We start from the raw sequence: 21,598 nt of genomic DNA on the forward strand, positions 1-21,598 counted from the left end.
TAAAAGATGAACTAAATAACAATACGATTTTTCTTAGATGGAGTGGAGGTTCTTAATCAACAATAAGAGTAAAAAGGATGAGGCATTTCTTCTTCCTTTCGTATTATAAGTTCAACCAGATATTTCTGGTTGAACATTTTTTTAGCTACAAGAAAAACAAGACCGCCGCAGCAATCATCCTCAGCCATCACAATAAATGAATTCCCCCCACTTTATGAATATTCAAACCATTAAAGATAATTTACCAATTATAAAAAAAACCTTAAAGAATGTTTCCCTTCTATTTTTGGAACAATACAATTGATTCCATTAACGAATAAGGAGGTTAATTAGAAATGGATAATCAAAAATTAGCCGATCATGAATCATTGGATTTACATGAAGTTATTAATTTTAAAACCCTATGCTTAGCGAAATCAAAACTAATGCAAGGACTTGTATTTGATCATGATTTAAGAGCATTAATGCAAAAAGATGTTGAACAATCCATGCAAGCACTTGGAGAATTACAAGCAATTTATCAACGTGCACCTTTTGAAGCGCCTGTTCCTCAAAATCGGCCAACACCAATAATAAATTGAAAGGAAGGCAAATTCATTGAACAATGACTATTTAGACCCTATAAACTCGCTACACGTACCAGAGTTAGCAGATACCACATTTGCGATGGATTTACTTCTTCGTGCCAAAGAAGGTGTGCGCAATATTGCGGTTGCATTAACGGAGTCCGCGTCACCTGATGTTAGAACCCTCTTACGAAACCAGTTAATGCAAGGGATTGCCATGCACCAAGAAATTACAGAATTAATGATAAGTAAAAAATGGTTCCATCCATACGAATTAAGTGAACAATATCAATTAGACCAACTCTCTGCGAACAATACTTTGATGATTGGCAAAATGAATCTATTTCCTGTTGAGACCAATAGAAAAGGTATGTTTGACCGGACACCTGATGAACACTAACACTGGAGGATGTAACCAATGAAGGCTGTAACGTATCAAGGTATTAAAAATGTTGTAGTCAAAGAAGTTCCAGATCCAAAGATTGAAAAACCAGATGACATGATTATTAAAGTAACGAGTACAGCTATATGTGGTTCTGATTTACATTTAATTCATGGCATGATTCCTAACCTGCAAGAAAACTATGTTATTGGCCATGAACCAATGGGAATTGTCGAAGAAGTTGGTCCAGGTGTGACTAAACTAAAAAAAGGCGATCGAGTAATTATCCCCTTTAATATAGCATGCGGTGAATGCCATTACTGTAAAAACCATTTGGAAAGCCAATGTGATAATTCAAATGATAATGGTGATATGGGTGCCTATTTCGGATATTCTGGTACGACGGGTGGCTATCCAGGTGGGCAAGCTGAATATTTAAGAGTGCCATTTGCCAACTTTACTCATTTCAAAATTCCAGAGACTTGTGAAGAACCAGATGAAAAGTTAGCAGTTATTGCCGATGCGATGACTACTGGTTTTTGGAGTGTTGACAATGCAGGTGTAAAGGATGGAGATACAGTTATTGTTCTTGGCTGTGGTCCGGTTGGTCTTTTTGCTCAAAAATTCTGTTGGTTAAAAGGGGCAAAGCGAGTCATTGCCGTTGATTATGTCAATTATCGCCTGCAGCACGCCAAGCGCATCAACAAAGTAGAGATTGTTAACTTTGAGGACCATCAGAATGTAGGAAGTTACCTGAAGGAAATCACCAAAGGCGGCGCTGATGTTGTCATTGATGCAGTTGGTATGGATGGTAAAATGACTGATATGGAGTTCCTTGCAAGCGGAATGAAGCTTCAAGGCGGAGCATTAAGTGCGTTTATCATGGCTTCACAAGCAGTGCGTAAAGGCGGGACAATTCAAGTTACTGGCGTTTACGGCGGCAGATATAATGGTTTCCCTCTTGGAGATATTATGCAGCGAAATATCAATATCCGCTCCGGTCAAGCACCTGTCATCCACTATATGCCATATATGTTTGAATTAGTTACGACCGGAAAAATTGATCCAGGAGATGTCGTAAGTCATGTACTTCCACTTAGTGAAGCAAAGCGTGGCTATGAGATTTTTGACACAAAAATGGATGATTGTATAAAAGTCGTGTTGAAACCTTGAGGAAGGAGGTATAAAAAATGAACTACGCCTTACATGAAGTTCTTGAGGTCCATGAGATGGCTGCATTTAAGACCACTTGTTTAACTAAATCCAAAACGATGAGAGCGTTAGTTACAGATCAGCTATTAAAAGATATTATGCAGCAAGATATTGATGTATCTACGAGACAATTACAAGAATATGCTTCTATCCTTTCCAACGCTAAGCAGTAAATTAGGAGATGAATGAACATGAATCCAATCATTGAAACTTTAACGGGCATGGACGGACTATCGGATCAAGTCGTTGCAATGGATCTACTCATTTCAGCTAAAAGTGGAGTTAGAAATTATGCCATGGCAGTAACAGAATCAGGAACACCGGAAATTAAAGAAATGCTCACTCGCCATTTAGTGGAATCTCTTGATATGCATGAACAAATAACCGCATATATGGTAGAAAAAGGATGGTACCATGCTTGGGATACAAACGAACAGATCAGTTTGGATTTAATTAATATCAATACAGCATTGAACTTACCGACATTATAAAAATTTCCAGGAACAGTTTAACACCATATAAACTGTTCCTATTAAGCCATTATGAGTTTATTTCGCAGAAGTAAATAAAGTTAATACTTCTTGCTTACTAGTGATTGATTTACACTATATAATGAAAACAATTAATTGACTATTTTTATTATGAAAAGGTCGGAGCAGGAAATTCATCAATTTTGATACGAAGTAAACTATAAGGTTTCTGTCGTAAGTCTTTTCCATAATGAAATCTAGGCTGTCGATGTAATTGGTTCACAATGACATACAAATATTGATCCGGACCAATTGAAAAAGTATCCGGCCACAAAATTCTCGGATCATGTGCGATAGTTTCCATTATGCCATTTGGCAATATCTTACGGATACTGTTGTTTTCATAATCTCCAGCATAAACAGTTCCCTTTGCATCGGTGATCATTCCATCAGACGCACCTTTTTCTCCCCAATACTCCACATGATAAGGAAAATCCATGTCCGGTATCGTTCTGTCTCTCAGGGCTTCTGTTGAGATTGAGAACAAATGACGACTGGTTAGTGGAGCAAAAAATAATATCTTTCCATCGGGAGAAATCGCAAGACTATCAGATGCCAATCTAAATGGAGAAGTTGAACCGTCTTTGTTTCGATTCATTAAAATTTGACCTTCTACTTTTGGTAAAAAATAGGGATCGGGTGAAGTTGAATTTGCCCCATTTAACCGTCTAAACGCGTTTCCATTTGATAAATCTACTACGATAATAGCTCCTGGTCCTCTTGAAGAAGAATCCGTTATATAGGCATAACCTGCTTTTCCTACACGAAAATCAAAACGGACATCATTCAGATAAGTTGTAGGCAGGACAACATCTTCTGTAAAGGTATATACTTTTCTTATTGTATTGGTTTCTAAATGAACAGCGACTAATTTTGCTCCCCCTTTAATAGGTTCAGAAAAATTGGGTGCCGCTGTATCTAATATCCAGAGCGTTCCCCTTCCATCAGCAACTACACTTTGGACACTGATGAAAGTCATTGTGATATTCTCGGGATTAACCAAATTTGTTTGTAAATTAGGATAAGGCTGCAATTTATCCTCAACAATTTCCCCCACCGTAAATTTAACATCGTCTCCCCATTTCGGAAAGCAAATGAAAGTACGACCGGTTTCTGAAACAGTAACACCTGTAGGCATAGCCCCATAAAATGCATAAACTAGTTCTAAATTACCGAAATATTTTTCACTAGGTAACATAGGTTTCATAATTTCCTCCTCAAGCATTCAAACGGGATATCACCTATATATGATTTATATTTTTTCTAGTGCATGTTTCTTAATAAGTTTTTCTATACGAAAAGATGAATGAATGGATTATTTTTGAAATTTAATAAGTCTGTCAGAAGAAAGGAAACATTTTATTTTATAGGTCTCCTGTCCAACGATACATAGGAAGAACAGTCACTGTTATTAAGAAACCAATCGTAGAACAATTAATAAATGAACCAATAATAGTAATACGTTTATCTTCAAATTTCATCGGGAACATTAGTAGTACAGAGATTAAACCAAATATTATACCAGATATAATTCCAAAGAAAATCCTGCTCATTGGTAATAAATATCCTTTCTCTAACTAACTCATTAATTGATATGATTCTTTTAAAAGAACTAAAAACTCTTGATTTAGTTCGTCTTCACTATAAAATCTAAAGTTATTGTGAAATCGGTTTTTTGAAACTTGTTCAATTTTAGTAATCTTCTCGTGTTCAATCTGTCGGTTTGTTACTAAATTAAAATCTAACCATTTCTTTTTTGGATGAACTCCTCCGAAGGAAGATTTATTCAAAAGATGTATAGAAGTCTTTTTAAACTCAATTTCAAAAGGTCCAATTTCTTTCAATAAATAGAGTATTTTTGAATATATTTCATAAACATTAGATGCCTTATTTGAGAATAATTCATCTTCTGACATATCACCATCTCCTACTTTCACTTTAACATATTAAACTTTATTACCTTTATTTTTCCTCTTTTTACCATTTCCTTATTCACTAACCTCCGTTCAATAAAGTTCAACAAAAAAAACGTTAATCCTTCTTGAATCAACGCACCCAGTTAGTGTAAAAATGAGGTTAATAAATAACCGATTGTTTTTTCTCCATCGTGATAAACCTCAATTACATATTTCATTGGTACATATAGATATGTATCTGAAGAAACTGTGATCAAATCGTCAAATGCATTTATGACATTTTGAAAATTGGTTTTTATTACAGGATAATTTCCATAACTCCAGTATACTTCTACAAATTCCTGATTAAGTAGGCTAGCTACCTCTGATAAATCAGAAATCAGATGGTGGTGGTTTATTTTGCTCCAATCTACACGAGTAAATGGTGTAAAAGGTACTTGATTTTGAAACGAATCATAAAGTTCATTACTCTTCTCATTAGAAAAAATAGTTACTTCGTTACCGAGTGCTTCAATACATTCACCAAATAAAAGTCCAAAGTCCATTTTTTCTAAACTGGACTGTTTTTGTTTGTGGCGGTCTAATAAAAATTCTAATCTTTTCTTTTTATTGTTTTTTCTATATTATTAACCATCTCAACTTCCCTTGTTCCACCTAATAATTTCTTTAAAAAGTGAAAATTACCTTCTTGAGCAACCTGCCCGTTAACTTAAGTACATTGCTTCACAATACGTTCGAACTGTGACATTAATCCCACTGTCGAACTTTGTCTTTATTTGATAACTTTTGACGTAAATGGTTATGATCACCTTATTTTTGGTAAAATCCTAAAGTGACTGGTTATGACCACTTTATTTTTGGTAAAATCACAGTTTATTTTTACTATCTATATTTAGTATTGGAGTAGTAATGTAATGATTATTAAAAATACAAATAGTACTAATGGATTACTATCAAAAATAGATATTCTTAGAAATGAAATGATTCATATTGGAGAACATAAGGGATTATGTCATCCTGAAACAATAAGATGCAGCGAAAAGTTGGACAAGTTAATTTACTAATTCCAAAAGTCAACAAATGCAACTAATTCTTTCACTCAGTAAGGAGTTCTTATTTTGTCGTCTTTTAGTTCAAAAGTGAAAAAAACGATTATCCACTTGATCAGCTAACCTGCCCCGTGCTCAATTAAGACAGCCGCCAGAAATGGCAGCTGGATCTTAAACTCTTGCACCCGATAATTTAAGTGTAATTTTTCACAAACTATTAGCCAGCTTAGTTCTATCCAATTTTAGTTAGAATATAGCATTAATAGTTCTTGTAATGGTAAATGATTTTGTTCATTCACCTCAACAAAATATTCTAATTGCCATTTTTGAGTTTCAATAGCCTGTTTGCTAGTTGGTTTTTCCCATCTAGGGTAAACTCTAATTGCCATTTTTCCTTTTGTAGTGGCTGTTTTAAGGATATTTTGTTTTACAAGAACTTCTTTTGGAAAAACGAATTGTCCAAAATTATTTTCACTAGTAAAGGTATTGATAACCAATAAATCAGTAGCCTTTTCATATGAAAAGGCTTGGTTTTTATAATTCCCATCTTTTTCCCAAAAAACAACAAACTGTCCTGTCTTAGTAGGTGTTTTCTTTGCTACTCTAAATCTAACCGATTTCGAGTTTAGCTGAAATATACCCGCCCCATAATCTGAATTTTGAGCTTCTTCTCGGATAGCTTTTATAATAAAATGATTTGGCTCATAAAAATTTTTATTTACATATTTTAACGCCTTATAAAATTCATTCACTACTTTTACCCCCTTTTTTATACTACTAGAAATAATGCCTCTCAAATCAAGGTTACCCTAATTTTGATACAATGCCCAAATAAAGTAATTGAACTATCCTGCTTCGTTCGTATTATAAGGTTAGCCAGAATGCTAAATATTTCTGGTTGACCTTTTTTAAATTGGTTTTATTATATCAGTAGCCAGGGTAGAACGTATCTGCTCGTGGGGCTTCGACCCCGTCAGCTAAACTGTTCGCCCCCTACTTGTAGAAACATGATTGAGGCTGGTTGGGACGTAGATCTCGTATAACAAGCGAAGCTGTGACACTGCATGGAGGAATTAGGGGTTACTGGCTAATTAATAGTTCAGGAGGAGGAGATTTAGAATGAATCCAGTCGTTGGTCTGGATATTTCAAAAGGGGAAAGTCAAGTTCAAGCATTTTTAGATAAAGGCAAACCTTATCGTAAGAGTTTTAAAGTTTCACATACTGTTGAAAGTCTTAGTTCACTTGTGTCGTTTCTTGAGGATGTGAAAAAAGAGTCTGGCAAGAAGCCTTCAATAATTTTAGAAGCTACGGGGCATTATCAAACACCAGTAGTCCATTACTTGGAGGAACGAGGTTATTTATTAATTATCATCAATCCATTGATTTCCTATAAGGCTAGATCATCAAGTTTAAGAAAAGTAAAGACAGATGTCATTGATGCTTATCTTCTCTGTGAGTTGTTTTATAAGGAGGAATTAGAGCCTTATAAAAAGCGTGGAGTCCAGTTATTAAACCTTCGCAACCTTACTAGACAACATGAAAATATAACTGGAGTAATGATTCAAACAAAGCTTCAATTTCAGGCAGTGCTTGAACAAGTATTTCCTGAATATAAAGGGGTTTTTGGAGATTTATATTCAGTGGTGTCACTTTTAACTCTTTCAGAGTTCCCTTCTTCTGAGGATATTTTGAATGCAAGCGAAGAAGTAATTACAGACAAAATAAATGGTCTTTGTAAGAGTCGATCAAGCAGGTGGGCAAAGGAAAAAGCAATTCAACTTAAAGCAGCGGCTGTACGTAATCCTTTTGAAAAGACAGTCTATCAGAGTCATATTTTAAGTCTTGGTATGTACATTAAAATGATTCTTCAATACAAAGAGCATCTAGCAAAGTTAGAGACCGAGATAGATGCCCTCGCTAAAGATATTGAAGATTATAATATTATCAAATCTATTCCTGGTATTGGAGAAAAAATCGCTGCAACGATTATTTCAGAGATTGGGGAGATAGATCGATTTAATGACCCTAAAAAGCTTGTAGCATTCGCTGGTGTTGATCCTAGTGTCTTTGAATCTGGTAAGTTTTCTGCCACAAAGAATCGAATCACGAAACGAGGGTCAAGTAGGCTTCGTCACGCCTTATATATGGCTGTTCGTTGTGCGATTCGTGATTGCCGTAAAAAGAAAACAACGGATGAAATTCTCCCTCGCAACAAGAAAATGCGAGAGTTTTACGACAAGAAACGTGGCGAAGGAAAACCCTTTAAAGTAGCTGTAATTGCATGTGTAAATAAACTCTTACATTGGATATTCGCCCTTTTAAAGAACGGAACTACTTTCCAAGATATAGCTTAGAACCAAAAATAAACCAAATAACACAAAACCTTCCAAGAGCAGAATAACGGAAGGTTATTTGGCATGCACATGTTTAGTATAGCATGAGATTTTTTATTTTTTTATTGAAAAATATTGACAAACTATTAGCTGGTTTAGCTCAATATCAAACAAGGATCGCCGCAGCAATCCTTGTTCCTCCACTATTGCACCCTTTAGTTGAAGAAGGAATATTTTAAACATAGAGAGATAAAACTATTTAAAAAAGCAATTTAGGGAGGAGCTATGGCATTTTCAATTTTTTTTGCATTAACAGTGATAATAAATCTTACATATGCCGTATCCAAAAAGAATCTTCATCTATTTGAAATATTCTTCATTTGGATGGTAACTAACATTATTCACCATAACTTTATGACCATCTTCGCATTGAATATGGAGATGATCAATTTTAATAGCCATTCAACTAGTTATTGGACAATGGCACTTATCAGGGTCTTCCTTATTCCTGTACTTATTATTTGGTATATAGATAAAACCCAAGGGGCAAAAAACAGGAAAAATTGGATTATGCTATTTATTTTAATACCCCTTTTGATAGGGATTGAATATCTAGCCAATCTTCTTAATGTATATGATTTTGTAAAATGGAATCTTTTTTATTCCATAATAGAGTGGGTTGTCATTTTACTTCTTATAAGCTACCTCTCTACTAGCTTTAGAAAAATTCTTAGAAAAGGGATGAGCTAATTGTTACCATTGCCAGAACAGTTTAACGAAAATGAATGGTTTACAATTCTTACCATTGTTTGTGGTTTCATATTGATTTTGTTCCTCCCAAAAAGATACCCTCTTGTAATTTCTATCTTATTGATTTTGTTCACTGTAACTATTGCTATTATTATGGATCACCTGATTGCAACGCCACCCTTGAATTTATATGACCTTAATGACCTTGAAAAATACGAGGTAACAGACATAATAACGTATTTGATGTATTCCCCTTATGCATTACTATGTGTGTACTTACTTGACAAGTTTGATCCAAAGGGTATTTATATTACTGCATATGTGATCCTTTGGTCTCTTTTTGCTCTAGGCTTTGAATGGTTAGCTGTGTTTTTTAATGTTTTTAAGTTTAGTGGATGGACTTTTCTTAATTCATTTGCTTTTTACCTTCTTGCTACATCCATATACATACTTTTTTTTAGATTTATTATGGACTCATTAAAAAGTAAAAAAGTTAAAGAGGTATGAAGTAAAATTTTTACAATAGGAAGACTACAGAGTCTTCCAATAATAAGGTAAAATAGAGCAAAAATAATATTGCTCTATTTTTATACAATCGTTTCACTATTGCTTATTCCACATTCCTGCCCCGTTAGTTAAAGAAGCAAATGTATTTTTTTAGCTTTATCCTTGGAAACGTCGTAAGAATTGACATCCCAAGTGACACACCATTTGACGTTTGATTTTGGGTGTACAACAATCTTTGTCCTATAAATTTATTATGTCATTATTGGTTCTACTTTTCTATTAGAGGTGTTCAAAATCCTAATATCAAAGGGAAATGGCATACGTCAATTCGTATGCCATTTCTTATGTCAATTTATCGTTATGCACCTCAAAACGGAACGGTTTAAGAGTTTTTCTAAGCTGTTTTTGTTTCTAATCCGATAAAGTCCGTATATAAAATATCGAGTGAAAAATTAATAATAGCGATATGATTGATTTGAAGAGGAGGGAAATGAAATGTTACAAGAGTTTAACCTTTTAATGGATTACATCGAAGAACATTTAGCGGAAGAGATTTCTGGAGAAGAAATATCAAAAATTGTTGGGCTATCTGATTATCATTTTAAAAGAATGTTTTCGTATATGGCTGGAATGACATTGAATGAGTATATCAAAAACAGAAGATTATCCAAGGCTAATGTTGAATTAATAAACGGTGCAAAAGTGACAGATATTGCCTATAAATATGGCTATCAATCAGTTGAAGGATTTTCTAGAGCCTTTCGTGAATGGTGCGGCTTCTTACCTTCAGAAGTAACGAAAAATAAAATTCAAAAATCATTTCCCAAATTTTCATTCTTTATAGATATTCGGGGAGGAACTTCCATGGAATTCAAAATTGAAAAGAAAGAGAAATTTAATATCATAGGTGTATCAAAAAGGGTGCCGATACAATTTGAAGGTGTCAATAATGCAATTTTAGAACTGGCCCAGTCCATTACCGAACAACAAAGAAGTGAAATGCACCAATTAGCTGATTTATATCCTCATCAAGTCTTGAATGTATCTTATAATTTTGATGATGGATATTTGGAGGAAAAAGGTTACTTAACTCATATGATTGGTTTTGCAACGACAAAAGAAAATCCATTCGATGATTTAGAACAACTTTCTATTGAAGATAGTTTATGGGCAATCTCCCTAATCAAGGCCCATTCCCTGCTACCCTTCAAGAAACGACTGCAAAAATTTATTCTGAATGGCTGCCATCTTCAGGTTATGAAATAGCCAAATTACCTGGTATTTCTTTTACAAAGCATGATGGTACTTATGAAAATGTATACAGCGAAATATGGCTGCCAATAAAGGAAAAAAGTAAACGATAATCATAAGTCTAAGGTATAGTACCTCATCTAGATATTTAGCAGGAACATTTTTTTACTGAGTTTCAGCTAATTATAGAATTTGACATGGAACGCGTTTCATAATTTACACTCTAAGCTAATAACAGAAAGCGAGGAGACAATGAATGTTTGAAATAATTTTACTTTGCTTCTTAATCTATATCCCAGCTTTTTATTGCATAAAGTCGTCTGAACTTAATATACAAGTGGAGCCAATCCGATCCTTTGATGATTATTTCATCGATTCAACTATAAAAAAACATACAACTCATCGGAATAATTAGGTGAAACTAAGAGGAAATGGAGGTCAACTTGTAAATATATAAATTGATGATGATTACTATCGTATTTTGAAAATAGGTGAGAACATGGCAAATATAAAAGACTTGGCCAAAATGGCTGGAGTATCCAAAACCACTGTTTCCCGTGTATTAAATAATCACCCATATGTTAGTGAAGAAAAAAGGAATGCCGTATTAGAGGCTATTAAATTGACCAATTATCATAAAAACATCAATGCTGTTCATTTAAGTAAGGGAAAAACACAATTGATGGGAGTGGTTCTGCCGTTCTCTGACCATCCATATTTTGCTCAGTTATTAAAGGGAATAGCAAAGGAAGCATTGGACAATAACTATAAATTGGTCTTATTTCAAACCGACTATATGGAAAGCAGGGAAAGGGAAGCTTTACAAATGTTGAAACAAAAACAGATTGATTCTCTAATTATTTGTTCGAGATCCTGCGGTTTGTCTGTTATTGAGGAGCATTTGCAATTTGGACAAATTGTATTATGTGAAAGTATTGAAGGGAAAAAGTTGTCATCCACGTATGTTAACCACTACAAAATCTTCTTTCGGGCATTAGAATATTTGTATCATAAAGGTCATAGGAGAATTGGGTATTGTATAGGTAGAAAAACAGGTCCAAATAGCACTTATCGGGAGAAAGCATATAGGGATTTTGTTGAGAAATATGATTTGCTTTTCCGGCCCAATTATATTATAGATGAGTGTCTCTATTTCGAAGACGGTGAAAAAGTCATAAAACAATTAAAGGAAATGGATACACCACCATCGGCATTGTTAGTGACAAGCGATCAAGTTGCAGCTGGTATCGTTACCTTTTGTCAATCCCAGAAAATTTCAATTCCAGATGAACTTGCAATCATTGGATTTGATAATCAACCAATAGCTAGAATGATGAATATTACCACAATAGAAATCCCTCTTGAAGAGATGGGTAAAAGCCTTTTCATTCAAGCAGTAAATAGCGATATCCTAAATAAGGAAATATCAGTAAAGCTAATTGAAAGAGGAACAGCTTAAGCGGATTCATCTCTATTTCTGGTTGTGATATATTTGAACTAATTTAATTACTGTTTTTGCGTAGATTTATTAAAAAAAGCAGATAAACGTAAAAGATAACGAAGGTGTCAATAATGCAAGTATAGGACTAGCCCAGTCCATTACCGAACAACAAAGAAATGAAATGAACCAATTAGCTGATTTATATCCTCATCAAGTCTTGAATGTATCTTATATTTTTGATGATGGATATTTGGAGGAAAAAGGTTACTTAACTCATTTGATTGGATTTGCAACGACAAAAGAAAATCCATTCGCTGATTTAGAACAACTTTCGATCGAAGATAGTTTATGGGAAATATTCCCTAATTAAGGGCCATTTCCTGCTCCCCTTCAAGAAGCGATTCAAAAGTTTATTCCGAATGGCTGCCATCTTCAGGTCATGAAATAGCCAACCTACCTGGAATTTCTTTTACAAAGCATGATGGTACTTATGAAAATGTATATAGCGAAATTTGGGTGCCAATAAAGGAAAAAAGTCATAAGTCTAAGTTATAACACCTCATTGGGATACCTTACGGAGAACCGTACCATAAATAGAGGCAAAAAAAGTTGTAAATATGGTGGCATTTTGTTATTGGAAGCGGGTATTGGCTGTGAATAACTATCTTCATTATCCGTTCTCGATACAACATGTGGATTAGTGTAAAGGTCTTTGAAACATTTAACTCTGTAAAGTCAAAGTCGAGTTCAACTTTATCGACCATTCGTGGTTGGTCACTGTTGTTCGTGATTGTAATTCTTTGAAGAAGTAGCTGTAATAGGTACTTTTGTCTGACTCTCGGTGCCTTCTTATAGGCGGCAGAGAATTGTTCTAAGAGCATTTGAATAAGCTCAGGTTAATAATTTTTGAGTCAGTAGAGCCTAATTGTAAGGATATAAGAAGAGGAAAAAATCCTAACCCCATTTTCGTTGAAGGACAACATGAAGCAATCATTTTTGATGAACCTTCGGAATACCATTCATAGATAAGTTGTACTACCTGTGCTTAATTTTGATTTACAACTAGCTCCTTTTCAACAGTATCGTAGCTAAAGACCTTACCGCTATTCCAAGAGCCTTCTAATGCCCTTTGCTTCATTCCGAGTTCAACATTCTCTGATAATGTATTACGTTCCATCTTGGCAATAGAAGCCATCAAGATTGGACAACAAGTTTGCCGATTGGACTGGATGTATCAAAATTCTCAGAGTAAGAAATAAACTTTACATCATACTCCTCGAATTTATCTAGTAGCACAAAAGTATCTAGCATATTGCGTGAAAGGCGTGAATTCTTCACACCAGTACAGCTTGAAATTTCCCCTTTTCAACGTCCGATATAAGTCTTTGCATGGCAGGACGACCTTTAATATCCCGCCACTTATACCTTCATCAACATATTCTTCTGAAATCTGCCAACTGTAGAGGTATGCATATTGACGTAAGGTATGTAATTGTGCAGAAATACTGTAACCTTCACTTGCCTGCTCCTCGGTGCTTTCCCGACAGACAGTCGTGCAACCTAGTGGGATTGCTCCATATAATTTAAAGCACTAAAGTTTTTTTGTGTGTTGGGTATAGGATTGTGTTTTTGTCAAAGGATAAATATGTAGGATTTTCTAATAAAGGGTTGGGCTGCAATGTTTAAGAAGCCATTTTTTAGAAGTGGGCATAAAGAGAAGAGTAGTCAGCAACATTTTGAGGTGGAGGGTCAACGGCTTTCGTCAGACGTGCAGGTGAATATTCAGTCGATTATCCAAAGTTTTGTTAATACGGGTGACCTAGGGCAAAGAAAAATTGACCATGTAGGGACACTGATGTATTTAGAATCCCTAGTCGACCAAGATAAAATTGAAAAAAATGTGATTAAAGGATTGACTCTATCTGATCATTTCCTTTCTGACTCGCAAACGGTTGATAATCTTGATGATGTGATTACGAAATTGCTAAATGGCTTTTCGATTCTTCTAAGGGATGATTATCAAAAGGCTTATTTTTTTAATACGGGCGGATTCAAGAACCGGGCCGTTCAGGAGCCTTCAAGCGAACATATTATTAGGGGTTCACATGAGGGGTTTATTGAGAGTTTATCCACGAATATTCAATTAGTTCGAAGACTAGCAAAAAATGAAAAGCTTGTCGTTAAGTATATGGAATTTGGAGAAAGATCAAACTCCAAAGTGGCTATCATTTATATCGACGATTTGATAAATAATGAAATCCTTGTGGAGTTGGAGTATCGATTGTCCTACTCCAAAGTGGGGTATATCCAATCCCCAGGTTACTTGCTTGAGTTCATTGAAGACGAGTCTTTTTCACCGTTTCCGCAGATGCTGAGCACGGAGAGGCCGGATCGGGTGGTGGCCAATTTAATGGAGGGGAGATTTGCGTTGATCTCGGAAGGAAGTCCGATTGCTTTAGTGGCGCCAATTAACTTCTTCGCTTTTTTTCAATCACCTGATGATTATAACAGCCGCTTTTATATTGGCTCTTTCCTGACGTTGGTTCGTTTGATGAGTTTATACATTGCGATGGTATTGCCAGCCTTGTACATTGCTGTAGTATCCTTCCATTATGAGGTCGTACCGTATGAATTTATGCTGACATTAAAAGGAACGCTGGAATATGTTCCGATTCCTCCGATTGTCGAAGCAATCGGGATGGCGATTATTTTAGAACTGCTGTCTGAAGCGGCCACTCGGCTTCCAAGTCCGATTGCCCAGACGATTGGGGTGGTCGGAGGGTTAGTCATTGGTTCCGCCATCGTTGAAGCCAATCTAGTTTCCAATTCAATGGTTATCGTGATTGCCTTAACAGCGATTGCTTCCTATACGATACCTGTAAGCGAAATGAGCACAACGATTCGATTATTAGGTTTTCCAGCTAGCATGGCTGCTTCCTTATTCGGTTTTATTGGCATTGCCTTTTACATCACGCTCTTACTGATTCATCTATGTAAATTAGAGTCATTTGGGCAACCGTATTTTTCACCCATTGCTCCATTGAAACTAGAAGAAAACAAGGATACGTTTTTTCGATTTCCGATATGGATGATGAAAAATCGGCCAACTACCACTGAAGTGAAGGATGTCAGAAAGATGGGCAACCCACGAGGCTGGAAAAAACATGAATGAAAAATCCATCACACTTAATCAAATGTTTTTTGTCATTCTTCAGGCGCAAGTCGGGATCTCCTTACTAAGCATCCCATTTAAGGCACATAAATACGCGAAGGGTAATGCTTGGATTTCGGTAATCATTGCCGGATTGATTGTTCAAATTTTCGTTTTAATCATTTGGATGTTAATGAAGCGGCATAAAGGAAAAACGATTTTAGAGATATCGCAAACAGTGTTAGGAAAATATATCGGCAATTTAGTTAATTTCTCCTATTTACTATATGGAGTCTTGGTGATGAGTAACGTCGTCATTTTATACGCTGATATTATTGAACGTTGGATTTTAGAAACGACACCAAAAATGGTCATGATCTTTTTAATAATCGCCACTGGAATTTACCTGGGAAAACAAAATTTAAGGGTAATTGCTCGGTTTTTTACGATTGTTAATGTGGTAGTATTTCTATTGTTCGTACTGTCATTCTTTGCCTTTTCAAACAATTTAAGCTTTACTAATCTTTTGCCTATTAGTCAATCAAGTATCACTGATATTTTTAAAGGTTCCACTCAAGTAACTTCTGCGCTTCTCGGCTTTGAAATCTTATTATTTATTTTTCCGTTTGTCTTAGGGCAAGAAAAGCAAATGTTAAAAAAAATGACATCGGCCATTGCGACCGTAGTAATCATCTATCTCTATTTTACCGTCCTCACACTTGCAACTTTCAGTCAGAATGAAATTGCCATTATTCCGGAACCTGTTTTATATATGCTGAAGGGATTGAGTTTTCGTGTTGTGGAACGCATTGATATGATTTTTTTATCTTATTGGATCATTCCAATGACGACCTCGTTTGTGGTCTATTTATACATTGCTAGTTCTGCTGCGGGTAAGATGTTTCATAAAGGAAAAAGAAAATATCCAGTCTGGTATTTATCGATTCTAGTTTTCGGAATAGCTTACTTTTTCTCAGACGAAATACAGATTCAAACGTTTAATCATTATACCGCGGTAATTAGTTTAATTTTTATCTTTGGGATTCCGCTTTTTCTTTTGCTACTGTCGATTATTTTCAAAAATAGGGGCATCCGTGCATGAAAAAAACAAACATATTACTAATAATGTGCCTTCTGATTTTAACAGGATGTTGGGATCAGGATCAGTTGAAGGAGACTCGTTTAGCAGTTGGGGTTGGATATGACGACTATGACAATGGCGAGTTATTTCAAACGACCGATATTCGTGTTCCGAAACTTGATTCTAGCGGAACGGGTAGACCAGCTGTTACATCGGTGATTATGCATTCGACTGGTGCCACGCCGCGACAAGCGAGGATGAATTTAGAAAAAGAAGTGGCGGGGAACTATGCGCCTAATAAGGTTTTGGTGTATATCCTCGGTGAAGAGCTTGCTAAAAAGGACATTTACCCTATATTAGATGTCCTATATCGTTACCCAAGAAACTCTTTATCTTCAAAAATTGTCGTTGCAAACGGACGGGCTGAAGATATCCTATCCTTAAAAGTCGTCGAGGAAAAGCTAGTTAGTGACGCATTATTAAAGATTATTGAAAGCGCTGAGGATGATACTTTTATTCCGCGAATATCCATCCAGTCCGTTTGTCCGATCATTTTTAACGAGGGGCAAGATTTTGGCTTACCAAAGATTGGAAGGTCAGATAATGACGCACTTAAGATCACTGGATTGGCGTTGTTCAACGGCAAGAAATATACCGGAATTGATCTCGGAGAAGATGAGGCCAGTATCTTATTAATCTTGAACAATGAAGAAAGCAAAATGGCACGTTTTAATTTAAAAGTAAATCCAGAGGAAAAGAGAAAAATTCTGCAATACGTTACTGTCCATGTCTTTACCAAAAGGCATGATTTGAAAATCAAGTTGTCCAATAATCAACAAATAAGTGCAGAAGTCAAGATTAAACTTAAAGTACATGTGGCCGCGTACCCGAAAGACAATTTATCAAGCAAAAAAGAGCTTCAAACATTGACGAAAAAAATTACCGAAGAATTTACCAGAAAAGCAGAGCACGTCATCAGTGAAACCCAAAGAGCCAACTGTGACTACCTAGGAATCGGAAAACACGTCCAAGCATACTACCCAAAAACTTGGGCAAAACTCGACTGGAACCAAACCTACCCAACCATAAAAATAACACCCAAAATCCAAACCCAATCATCGAAACCGGCATCATCAAATAGCTTCGCACTGTAGCGCTTAAATAAGTATTCATGACTGAAGGGGAATAGACAGATTCATTTGTGAAAAAAATAGCGATAACTGGGTATAGATGGGCAATGGGAGAATCTATGTCCCAAATTTTTTTAAAAAAGGCTCTAGTGGATATACAGTTTATGGCACTTGGTCTCCCAAGAGAGCCTGCTATTAAGTTAGCTGGAAAATTTTCACCAACATCATTAGAAGAAAGTGAATTTAATATTAACTGGTTGAAGAAAATCGATATAAATACTATAGAGATGCCTAGTTAATTAAGGAAACAGATAAAGAATATTCAAAAAGTATTTTAGATATCAACGTTTCACCTTAGTAGTGGCATGATGTAATTTATGTTATTTGTTAAAAAATATAGGTGGAAAGAAGATAACCGTTATTGTATGAAAAGGCATTGGATATCCGTGTTCCAATGCCTCGTTTTTTGCAACTTAAATTACTACGGTGAGCCGTATCATAAATAGTGGTTTTGCAGAGAGTAAGCGAACAGTGCTTGGTATTGTACGTGTTTTTTTATGGGCAAAAATTTATTTAACTCTCCTTTTTAAACTATAATTAAATTATTTAACAATCTAGAAAAGTGAGTGAAAAAGAATGGCAATTTTAAAAAATGATTGGGCACCTTTATTGGAGGAGGAATTTGAGAAACCGTATTATCAACAATTAAGGAAAAAACTACAGGCAGAATATCAAACAAAGGTCATTTATCCAGATCAAAATGATATTTTTAATGCGCTCCACTACACATCCTATCAAGATACGAAAGTAGTGATTATCGGTCAGGATCCCTATCATGGCCATGGACAAGCTCATGGTTTAAGTTTTTCCGTCAAACCGGGAATAAAAATTCCACCATCTCTACGCAATATCTATAAGGAACTTCAAGAAGATGTGGGCTGCTCGATTCCTAATCATGGGCATCTAGTAGAGTGGGCAAAACAGGGAGTATTAATGCTAAATGCAGTGCTGACTGTACAGGCTGGAAATGCAAACTCACATAAAGGTCTTGGTTGGGAGATGTTCACAAATAGAGTTATAGAGATATTGAATCAAAGAGAGACACCAGTCGTATTCATCCTTTGGGGTAATTTCGCACAGCAGAAACAACAATTGATTACTTCACCCCATCACTTTATTATTAAATCTCCTCACCCGAGTCCGCTTTCTGCCCATAATGGCTTTTTTGGTAGCCGGCCGTTTTCAAAAGCTAATGGATTTTTGAGGGAAATTGAGAGAATGGAGATTGATTGGCAAATTAATCATTTTTAGGTATATAGATTTATAAAAACTTATAGTTGTTATTATTTAGATCTTTATTCATCATCGAATAGGGGATCTTTTTATTTCTTACTATATATTGTACAATTTTTGTATATCCAAAATATAACATTGGTTAGACAGAAATAACTATATAGTCAGGGGAAATTCGATGGATACGATCGAAAAGAAGTTAATTGTGAATTCCGATAAAGGGAATTTATTAAGAGAATTAGTGAGATCCATGAACGAGTGTGAAAGGTTTTATTTTAGTGTGGCTTTTATTAACTTTAGCGGACTCCAGCTTTTGCTAGACCCTTTGAAGGAAGCAGAGGAAAAGGGGATTCAAGGGAAAATTATTACTTCAACTTATCTAAATTTCACTGATGCAAAGGCATTGGAAAAGATAAGAGAGTTTAAAAATGTGGATTTAAAGGTTTTTGTTACGGATAAAGAGATTGGTTTCCACACCAAGGCATACATATTTGAATACAAAGATAGCTATAAGGTGATTATTGGTTCTTCTAATATTACTCAGAGTGCATTGAAGAGTAATATTGAATGGAATGTTGAAATCATCACGAAAGAGAATGGTCGATTTATACAGGATGTTTTAAAGGAATACGAATATCTTTGGAATATGAGTGAGGTTGCAGATCAAGATTTTATTAATAGATATGAAGAGTTTCTAAAGAGCTTTAAGGATACCAAACAATCAAGGAACTTAATATATGAGAATAAAAAATATATTGTCCCCAATAGAATGCAAAGAAGAGCTACTGAGAATTTAGAGAGACTGAGAAACTTTGGTGAGAAAAAGGCTCTTGTCATTGCGGCGACTGGTACAGGTAAAACCTATATGTCGGCATTTGATGTAAAAAGCTTTAAACCAAAGAAACTTCTTTTTATTGTTCATAGAGAAGAGATTTTGAAAAAAGCAAAGGAAGCATTTGAGTTGCTATTACCAAATGAAGGGCTATCCTTTGGTCTGCTCACTGGTAACCATAAACAGAAAAATGTTGATTATGTATTTGCTACCATTCAAACCATGTCTAAATGTTACTATGAATTTAAAAGGGATGAATTTGAATATCTAATCATTGATGAAGCCCATCATGCGACTAGCCCAACTTATCAAACGGTATTAGATTACTTTAAGCCTGAATTTACATTAGGAATGACTGCAACACCAGAGCGCAGTGATGGTTATAACGTTTTTGACCTTTTTGATAATAATGTAGCAATAGAGGTTCGCTTGCATGAGGCACTTGAGGACGAGCTAGTTATTCCTTTTCACTACTTTGGAATAACGGATATTGAAGGTATAGATTTGAGTGATGTGAACATCGACGATATCGCTGAAATCACAAAAAGGTTAAAAGTTAATGAACGAGTCGATTTTATTATTGAGAAAATGGACTTCTATGGTCATGACGGTGAAAAAAGAAAGGGACTAGGTTTCTGCGCCAGTATTGAGCATGCACAGTATATGGCTAGTGAATTTAATAAAAGAGGTTATCAGAGTGTTTGTTTACATGGTGGAGACTCACCCGAAACAAGGGAACGATTTATTAATCAATTAGAAAGTGACCATGACGAATTAGAATTCATTTTTACAGTTGATATATTTAATGAAGGTGTGGATATTCCATCTGTAAATAGTGTACTAATGTTAAGGCCAACTAATTCTCCCATTGTTTTTATTCAGCAGCTCGGAAGAGGGCTACGGAAACATGCAGAAAAGTCTTTCTTAACAGTACTCGATTTTATTGGGAACCATAACAAAACTTTCCTAATTGCGTTGGCATTAAACGGAAGTCGTTATTATGATAAAGAAAGCTTGAAGGTAGCAGTTGCAACAGGATTTGCTAATATACCTGGGTGTACCCATATTCAAATGGATAAAATAACTCAGGAGAGAATATTGACTCAGATTGATAGAGAAAACTTCAATTCAATGAAGTACCTCAAGGAAGAGTACTTTGAATTTAAGAAACTTAATCAGGGTCGTATACCATTATTGTTATTGGATTATCTGAAATATGATGGAGCACCGGATCCTGTTAAATTCATTGATCGGGAAAAAACATATATACAATTTGTGGCCAAAGTGGAGAAGGATGATTATTTAAAGGAACTTTTACATAATGAGGCATTTGAGGGGACTTTAAAAGAATTATCAAGCAAGCTTCCACTTAAGCGAATTTATGAGTTTGTTATCATTCGATATTTATTAGATCACGATGAAATAGATCTTGAAATTGCAAAAAGACAAATCTTAAAGATGATAACTGAAGTTGATGATGATAGTGTTCTACATGCATTTGAGTGCCTGAATCAAACCTACTATGATAGTGTCCAAATAAAGAACAAGCCGAAATTAGTTCATTTTAGCAATGGCAAAGTTATTAAATCTCCACTCTTTAAAAAGCTATTGGAAACTGAAGATTACAGGAAGTTTATCGAAGATATTATTACCTATGGGATCTTCCGATATGAAAAGGAATTTAAAAATGAATACTACGGAGTTCCACATTTTAAACTTTATGAGCAATATCAAATGGTGGATGCAGCTTTATTGTCTAACTATCGTAAAATCCACAGTTCCTTTAGAGGGTCAGGATTGTTAGCAAATGGGAATGAGTATTTTCTGTTTATTGATCTACACAAAGAAGAGGATGTAAAAGAAAGTATTAACTACAAAGATAAATTTATTAGTCCTCATGAGTTCCAATGGCAATCAGTGAATAGTACCACTCAACAGTCTGAAAGAGGGAAAAATATTATTTTCAATAAACAACGTGGTATTAATCTTCACTTGTTTATTCGTAAGTATAGAGAGATTGATGGGAAGACGGAACCCTATATCTATATTGGAAAAGGGAATTCTGTTTATTTCGAAGGTGACAAACCAATTACGGTAAGAATGGAATTAGGGAATGAAGTACCGGCAAACCTATATACAGAGTTTACAGAAAAAGTTTAGTCTTCTCATTCGA

24 protein-coding genes and 1 pseudogene are annotated in these 21,598 nt (G+C 35.2%); 18 read left to right on the forward strand and 7 right to left on the reverse strand.

Annotated features, from left to right (window positions below):
• The first annotated feature begins 335 nt into the window (after positions 1–335).
• Genes AC2TFD_RS03840 through AC2TFD_RS03860 form a run of 5 tightly spaced genes read left to right on the forward strand, consistent with a single transcriptional unit; the run spans position 336 to position 2,651 of the window.
• The gene (locus AC2TFD_RS03840; RefSeq protein WP_066255762.1) at positions 336–581 is read left to right on the forward strand and encodes a spore gernimation protein GerQ; all 246 of its coding nucleotides are present in this window, start codon (positions 336–338) and stop codon (positions 579–581) included.
• A 16-nt stretch (positions 582–597) separates the two neighbouring features.
• Positions 598–966, forward strand: a complete 369-nt coding sequence (locus AC2TFD_RS03845; protein ID WP_101648872.1) for a spore coat protein — start codon at positions 598–600, stop codon at positions 964–966.
• An 18-nt stretch (positions 967–984) separates the two neighbouring features.
• Positions 985–2,121, forward strand: a complete 1,137-nt coding sequence (locus AC2TFD_RS03850; protein ID WP_484675010.1) for a zinc-dependent alcohol dehydrogenase — start codon at positions 985–987, stop codon at positions 2,119–2,121.
• A 17-nt stretch (positions 2,122–2,138) separates the two neighbouring features.
• Complete coding sequence (locus AC2TFD_RS03855) at positions 2,139–2,333, forward strand: hypothetical protein (RefSeq protein ID WP_328028978.1); 195 nt, start codon at positions 2,139–2,141, stop codon at positions 2,331–2,333.
• A gap of 18 nt (positions 2,334–2,351) precedes the next feature.
• A complete protein-coding gene (locus AC2TFD_RS03860; RefSeq protein WP_484675011.1) occupies positions 2,352–2,651 on the forward strand; it encodes a spore coat protein in 300 nt (99 codons plus the stop codon).
• A gap of 148 nt (positions 2,652–2,799) precedes the next feature.
• On the opposite strand, the gene AC2TFD_RS03865 is transcribed toward AC2TFD_RS03860, so the two are convergent.
• From AC2TFD_RS03865 to AC2TFD_RS03875, 3 genes are all read right to left on the reverse strand, one after another.
• Positions 2,800–3,897 carry an L-dopachrome tautomerase-related protein gene (locus AC2TFD_RS03865; RefSeq protein ID WP_335517068.1) on the reverse strand — a complete coding sequence of 366 codons (1,098 nt, stop codon included), beginning with the start codon at positions 3,895–3,897 and terminating at the stop codon, positions 2,800–2,802.
• Positions 3,898–4,267: 370 nt separating this feature from the next.
• Positions 4,268–4,606 (reverse strand): DUF5655 domain-containing protein, encoded by a 339-nt coding sequence (locus AC2TFD_RS03870; protein ID WP_335517071.1) that lies wholly within the window; start codon positions 4,604–4,606, stop codon positions 4,268–4,270.
• Between the two features lie 143 nt (positions 4,607–4,749).
• Positions 4,750–5,151, reverse strand: coding sequence for a CDI toxin immunity protein (locus AC2TFD_RS03875; RefSeq protein WP_484675012.1), 402 nt, complete (start codon positions 5,149–5,151; stop codon positions 4,750–4,752).
• Positions 5,152–5,520: 369 nt separating this feature from the next.
• Between AC2TFD_RS03875 and AC2TFD_RS03880 the strand changes: the two genes are divergently transcribed.
• Positions 5,521–5,670 carry an aspartyl-phosphate phosphatase Spo0E family protein gene (locus tag AC2TFD_RS03880; RefSeq protein WP_335517074.1) on the forward strand — a complete coding sequence of 50 codons (150 nt, stop codon included), beginning with the start codon at positions 5,521–5,523 and terminating at the stop codon, positions 5,668–5,670.
• Between the two features lie 227 nt (positions 5,671–5,897).
• On the opposite strand, the gene AC2TFD_RS03885 is transcribed toward AC2TFD_RS03880, so the two are convergent.
• Positions 5,898–6,407, reverse strand: coding sequence for a MepB family protein (locus AC2TFD_RS03885; protein ID WP_335517076.1), 510 nt, complete (start codon positions 6,405–6,407; stop codon positions 5,898–5,900).
• A 367-nt stretch (positions 6,408–6,774) separates the two neighbouring features.
• Here AC2TFD_RS03885 and AC2TFD_RS03890 point away from each other — a divergent pair, with 367 nt between their 5' ends.
• The 6 genes and pseudogenes from AC2TFD_RS03890 to AC2TFD_RS03915 all read left to right on the forward strand — a co-directional run bounded on the left by AC2TFD_RS03890 (position 6,775) and on the right by AC2TFD_RS03915 (position 12,308).
• Complete coding sequence (locus tag AC2TFD_RS03890) at positions 6,775–8,010, forward strand: IS110 family RNA-guided transposase (RefSeq protein WP_335517079.1); 1,236 nt, start codon at positions 6,775–6,777, stop codon at positions 8,008–8,010.
• A 264-nt stretch (positions 8,011–8,274) separates the two neighbouring features.
• A complete protein-coding gene (locus AC2TFD_RS03895; protein WP_335517082.1) occupies positions 8,275–8,739 on the forward strand; it encodes a hypothetical protein in 465 nt (154 codons plus the stop codon).
• Positions 8,740–9,246 carry a hypothetical protein gene (locus AC2TFD_RS03900; RefSeq protein WP_484675013.1) on the forward strand — a complete coding sequence of 169 codons (507 nt, stop codon included), beginning with the start codon at positions 8,740–8,742 and terminating at the stop codon, positions 9,244–9,246.
• Between the two features lie 495 nt (positions 9,247–9,741).
• Positions 9,742–10,610 (forward strand): annotated as a pseudogene (locus AC2TFD_RS03905) (AraC family transcriptional regulator).
• A gap of 386 nt (positions 10,611–10,996) precedes the next feature.
• Positions 10,997–11,956: a LacI family DNA-binding transcriptional regulator gene (locus AC2TFD_RS03910; protein WP_335568159.1), complete on the forward strand. Its 960-nt coding sequence runs from the start codon at positions 10,997–10,999 to the stop codon at positions 11,954–11,956.
• Between the two features lie 163 nt (positions 11,957–12,119).
• On the forward strand, positions 12,120–12,308 hold the full coding sequence (locus AC2TFD_RS03915; protein WP_484675014.1) for a hypothetical protein: 189 nt from the start codon (positions 12,120–12,122) through the stop codon (positions 12,306–12,308).
• A 675-nt stretch (positions 12,309–12,983) separates the two neighbouring features.
• Here AC2TFD_RS03915 and AC2TFD_RS03920 read toward each other — a convergent pair.
• The 3 genes from AC2TFD_RS03920 to AC2TFD_RS03930 are packed head-to-tail and all read right to left on the reverse strand — an operon-like array spanning position 12,984 to position 13,508.
• Positions 12,984–13,136 carry a hypothetical protein gene (locus AC2TFD_RS03920; RefSeq protein ID WP_484675015.1) on the reverse strand — a complete coding sequence of 51 codons (153 nt, stop codon included), beginning with the start codon at positions 13,134–13,136 and terminating at the stop codon, positions 12,984–12,986.
• Positions 13,133–13,249, reverse strand: coding sequence for a hypothetical protein (locus AC2TFD_RS03925; protein WP_484676263.1), 117 nt, complete (start codon positions 13,247–13,249; stop codon positions 13,133–13,135). The genes AC2TFD_RS03920 and AC2TFD_RS03925 overlap by 4 nt, the downstream gene beginning before the upstream one ends.
• On the reverse strand, positions 13,221–13,508 hold the full coding sequence (locus AC2TFD_RS03930; RefSeq protein ID WP_484676264.1) for a recombinase family protein: 288 nt from the start codon (positions 13,506–13,508) through the stop codon (positions 13,221–13,223). The genes AC2TFD_RS03925 and AC2TFD_RS03930 overlap by 29 nt, the downstream gene beginning before the upstream one ends.
• A gap of 108 nt (positions 13,509–13,616) precedes the next feature.
• Here AC2TFD_RS03930 and AC2TFD_RS03935 point away from each other — a divergent pair, with 108 nt between their 5' ends.
• The 6 genes from AC2TFD_RS03935 to AC2TFD_RS03960 all read left to right on the forward strand — a co-directional run bounded on the left by AC2TFD_RS03935 (position 13,617) and on the right by AC2TFD_RS03960 (position 21,585).
• Positions 13,617–15,110, forward strand: a complete 1,494-nt coding sequence (locus AC2TFD_RS03935; RefSeq protein WP_335568160.1) for a spore germination protein — start codon at positions 13,617–13,619, stop codon at positions 15,108–15,110.
• Complete coding sequence (locus AC2TFD_RS03940) at positions 15,064–16,191, forward strand: GerAB/ArcD/ProY family transporter (RefSeq protein WP_484675016.1); 1,128 nt, start codon at positions 15,064–15,066, stop codon at positions 16,189–16,191. Before AC2TFD_RS03935 ends, AC2TFD_RS03940 begins: the two co-directional genes overlap by 47 nt.
• Positions 16,188–17,324: a Ger(x)C family spore germination protein gene (locus AC2TFD_RS03945; RefSeq protein WP_484675017.1), complete on the forward strand. Its 1,137-nt coding sequence runs from the start codon at positions 16,188–16,190 to the stop codon at positions 17,322–17,324. The genes AC2TFD_RS03940 and AC2TFD_RS03945 overlap by 4 nt, the downstream gene beginning before the upstream one ends.
• A gap of 47 nt (positions 17,325–17,371) precedes the next feature.
• Positions 17,372–17,599 carry a hypothetical protein gene (locus AC2TFD_RS03950; RefSeq protein WP_484675018.1) on the forward strand — a complete coding sequence of 76 codons (228 nt, stop codon included), beginning with the start codon at positions 17,372–17,374 and terminating at the stop codon, positions 17,597–17,599.
• Positions 17,600–17,936: 337 nt separating this feature from the next.
• The gene (locus AC2TFD_RS03955; RefSeq protein ID WP_335568162.1) at positions 17,937–18,611 is read left to right on the forward strand and encodes a uracil-DNA glycosylase; all 675 of its coding nucleotides are present in this window, start codon (positions 17,937–17,939) and stop codon (positions 18,609–18,611) included.
• A 160-nt stretch (positions 18,612–18,771) separates the two neighbouring features.
• The gene (locus AC2TFD_RS03960) at positions 18,772–21,585 is read left to right on the forward strand and encodes a DEAD/DEAH box helicase (RefSeq protein ID WP_335568163.1); all 2,814 of its coding nucleotides are present in this window, start codon (positions 18,772–18,774) and stop codon (positions 21,583–21,585) included.
• Positions 21,586–21,598 lie beyond the last annotated feature (13 nt).

This window comes from Neobacillus sp. plas4 (genome assembly GCF_057221695.1).

Bases quoted from the DNA above. Each gene is read 5' to 3' on its own strand.
- AC2TFD_RS03850 (WP_484675010.1), top strand. From the start codon at position 985: ATGAAGGCTGTAACGTATCAAGGTATTAAAAATGTTGTAGTCAAAGAA.
- AC2TFD_RS03870 (WP_335517071.1), bottom strand. From the start codon at position 4,606: ATGTCAGAAGATGAATTATTCTCAAATAAGGCATCTAATGTTTATGAA.
- AC2TFD_RS03890 (WP_335517079.1), top strand. From the start codon at position 6,775: ATGAATCCAGTCGTTGGTCTGGATATTTCAAAAGGGGAAAGTCAAGTT.
- AC2TFD_RS03840 (WP_066255762.1), top strand. From the start codon at position 336: ATGGATAATCAAAAATTAGCCGATCATGAATCATTGGATTTACATGAA.
- AC2TFD_RS03895 (WP_335517082.1), top strand. From the start codon at position 8,275: ATGGCATTTTCAATTTTTTTTGCATTAACAGTGATAATAAATCTTACA.
- AC2TFD_RS03960 (WP_335568163.1), top strand. From the start codon at position 18,772: ATGGATACGATCGAAAAGAAGTTAATTGTGAATTCCGATAAAGGGAAT.
- AC2TFD_RS03925 (WP_484676263.1), bottom strand. From the start codon at position 13,249: ATGCTAGATACTTTTGTGCTACTAGATAAATTCGAGGAGTATGATGTA.
- AC2TFD_RS03880 (WP_335517074.1), top strand. From the start codon at position 5,521: ATGATTATTAAAAATACAAATAGTACTAATGGATTACTATCAAAAATA.
- AC2TFD_RS03875 (WP_484675012.1), bottom strand. From the start codon at position 5,151: ATGGACTTTGGACTTTTATTTGGTGAATGTATTGAAGCACTCGGTAAC.
- AC2TFD_RS03860 (WP_484675011.1), top strand. From the start codon at position 2,352: ATGAATCCAATCATTGAAACTTTAACGGGCATGGACGGACTATCGGAT.
- AC2TFD_RS03955 (WP_335568162.1), top strand. From the start codon at position 17,937: ATGGCAATTTTAAAAAATGATTGGGCACCTTTATTGGAGGAGGAATTT.
- AC2TFD_RS03915 (WP_484675014.1), top strand. From the start codon at position 12,120: ATGAACCAATTAGCTGATTTATATCCTCATCAAGTCTTGAATGTATCT.
- AC2TFD_RS03945 (WP_484675017.1), top strand. From the start codon at position 16,188: ATGAAAAAAACAAACATATTACTAATAATGTGCCTTCTGATTTTAACA.
- AC2TFD_RS03910 (WP_335568159.1), top strand. From the start codon at position 10,997: ATGGCAAATATAAAAGACTTGGCCAAAATGGCTGGAGTATCCAAAACC.
- AC2TFD_RS03865 (WP_335517068.1), bottom strand. From the start codon at position 3,897: ATGAAACCTATGTTACCTAGTGAAAAATATTTCGGTAATTTAGAACTA.
- AC2TFD_RS03940 (WP_484675016.1), top strand. From the start codon at position 15,064: ATGTCAGAAAGATGGGCAACCCACGAGGCTGGAAAAAACATGAATGAA.
- AC2TFD_RS03855 (WP_328028978.1), top strand. From the start codon at position 2,139: ATGAACTACGCCTTACATGAAGTTCTTGAGGTCCATGAGATGGCTGCA.
- AC2TFD_RS03935 (WP_335568160.1), top strand. From the start codon at position 13,617: ATGTTTAAGAAGCCATTTTTTAGAAGTGGGCATAAAGAGAAGAGTAGT.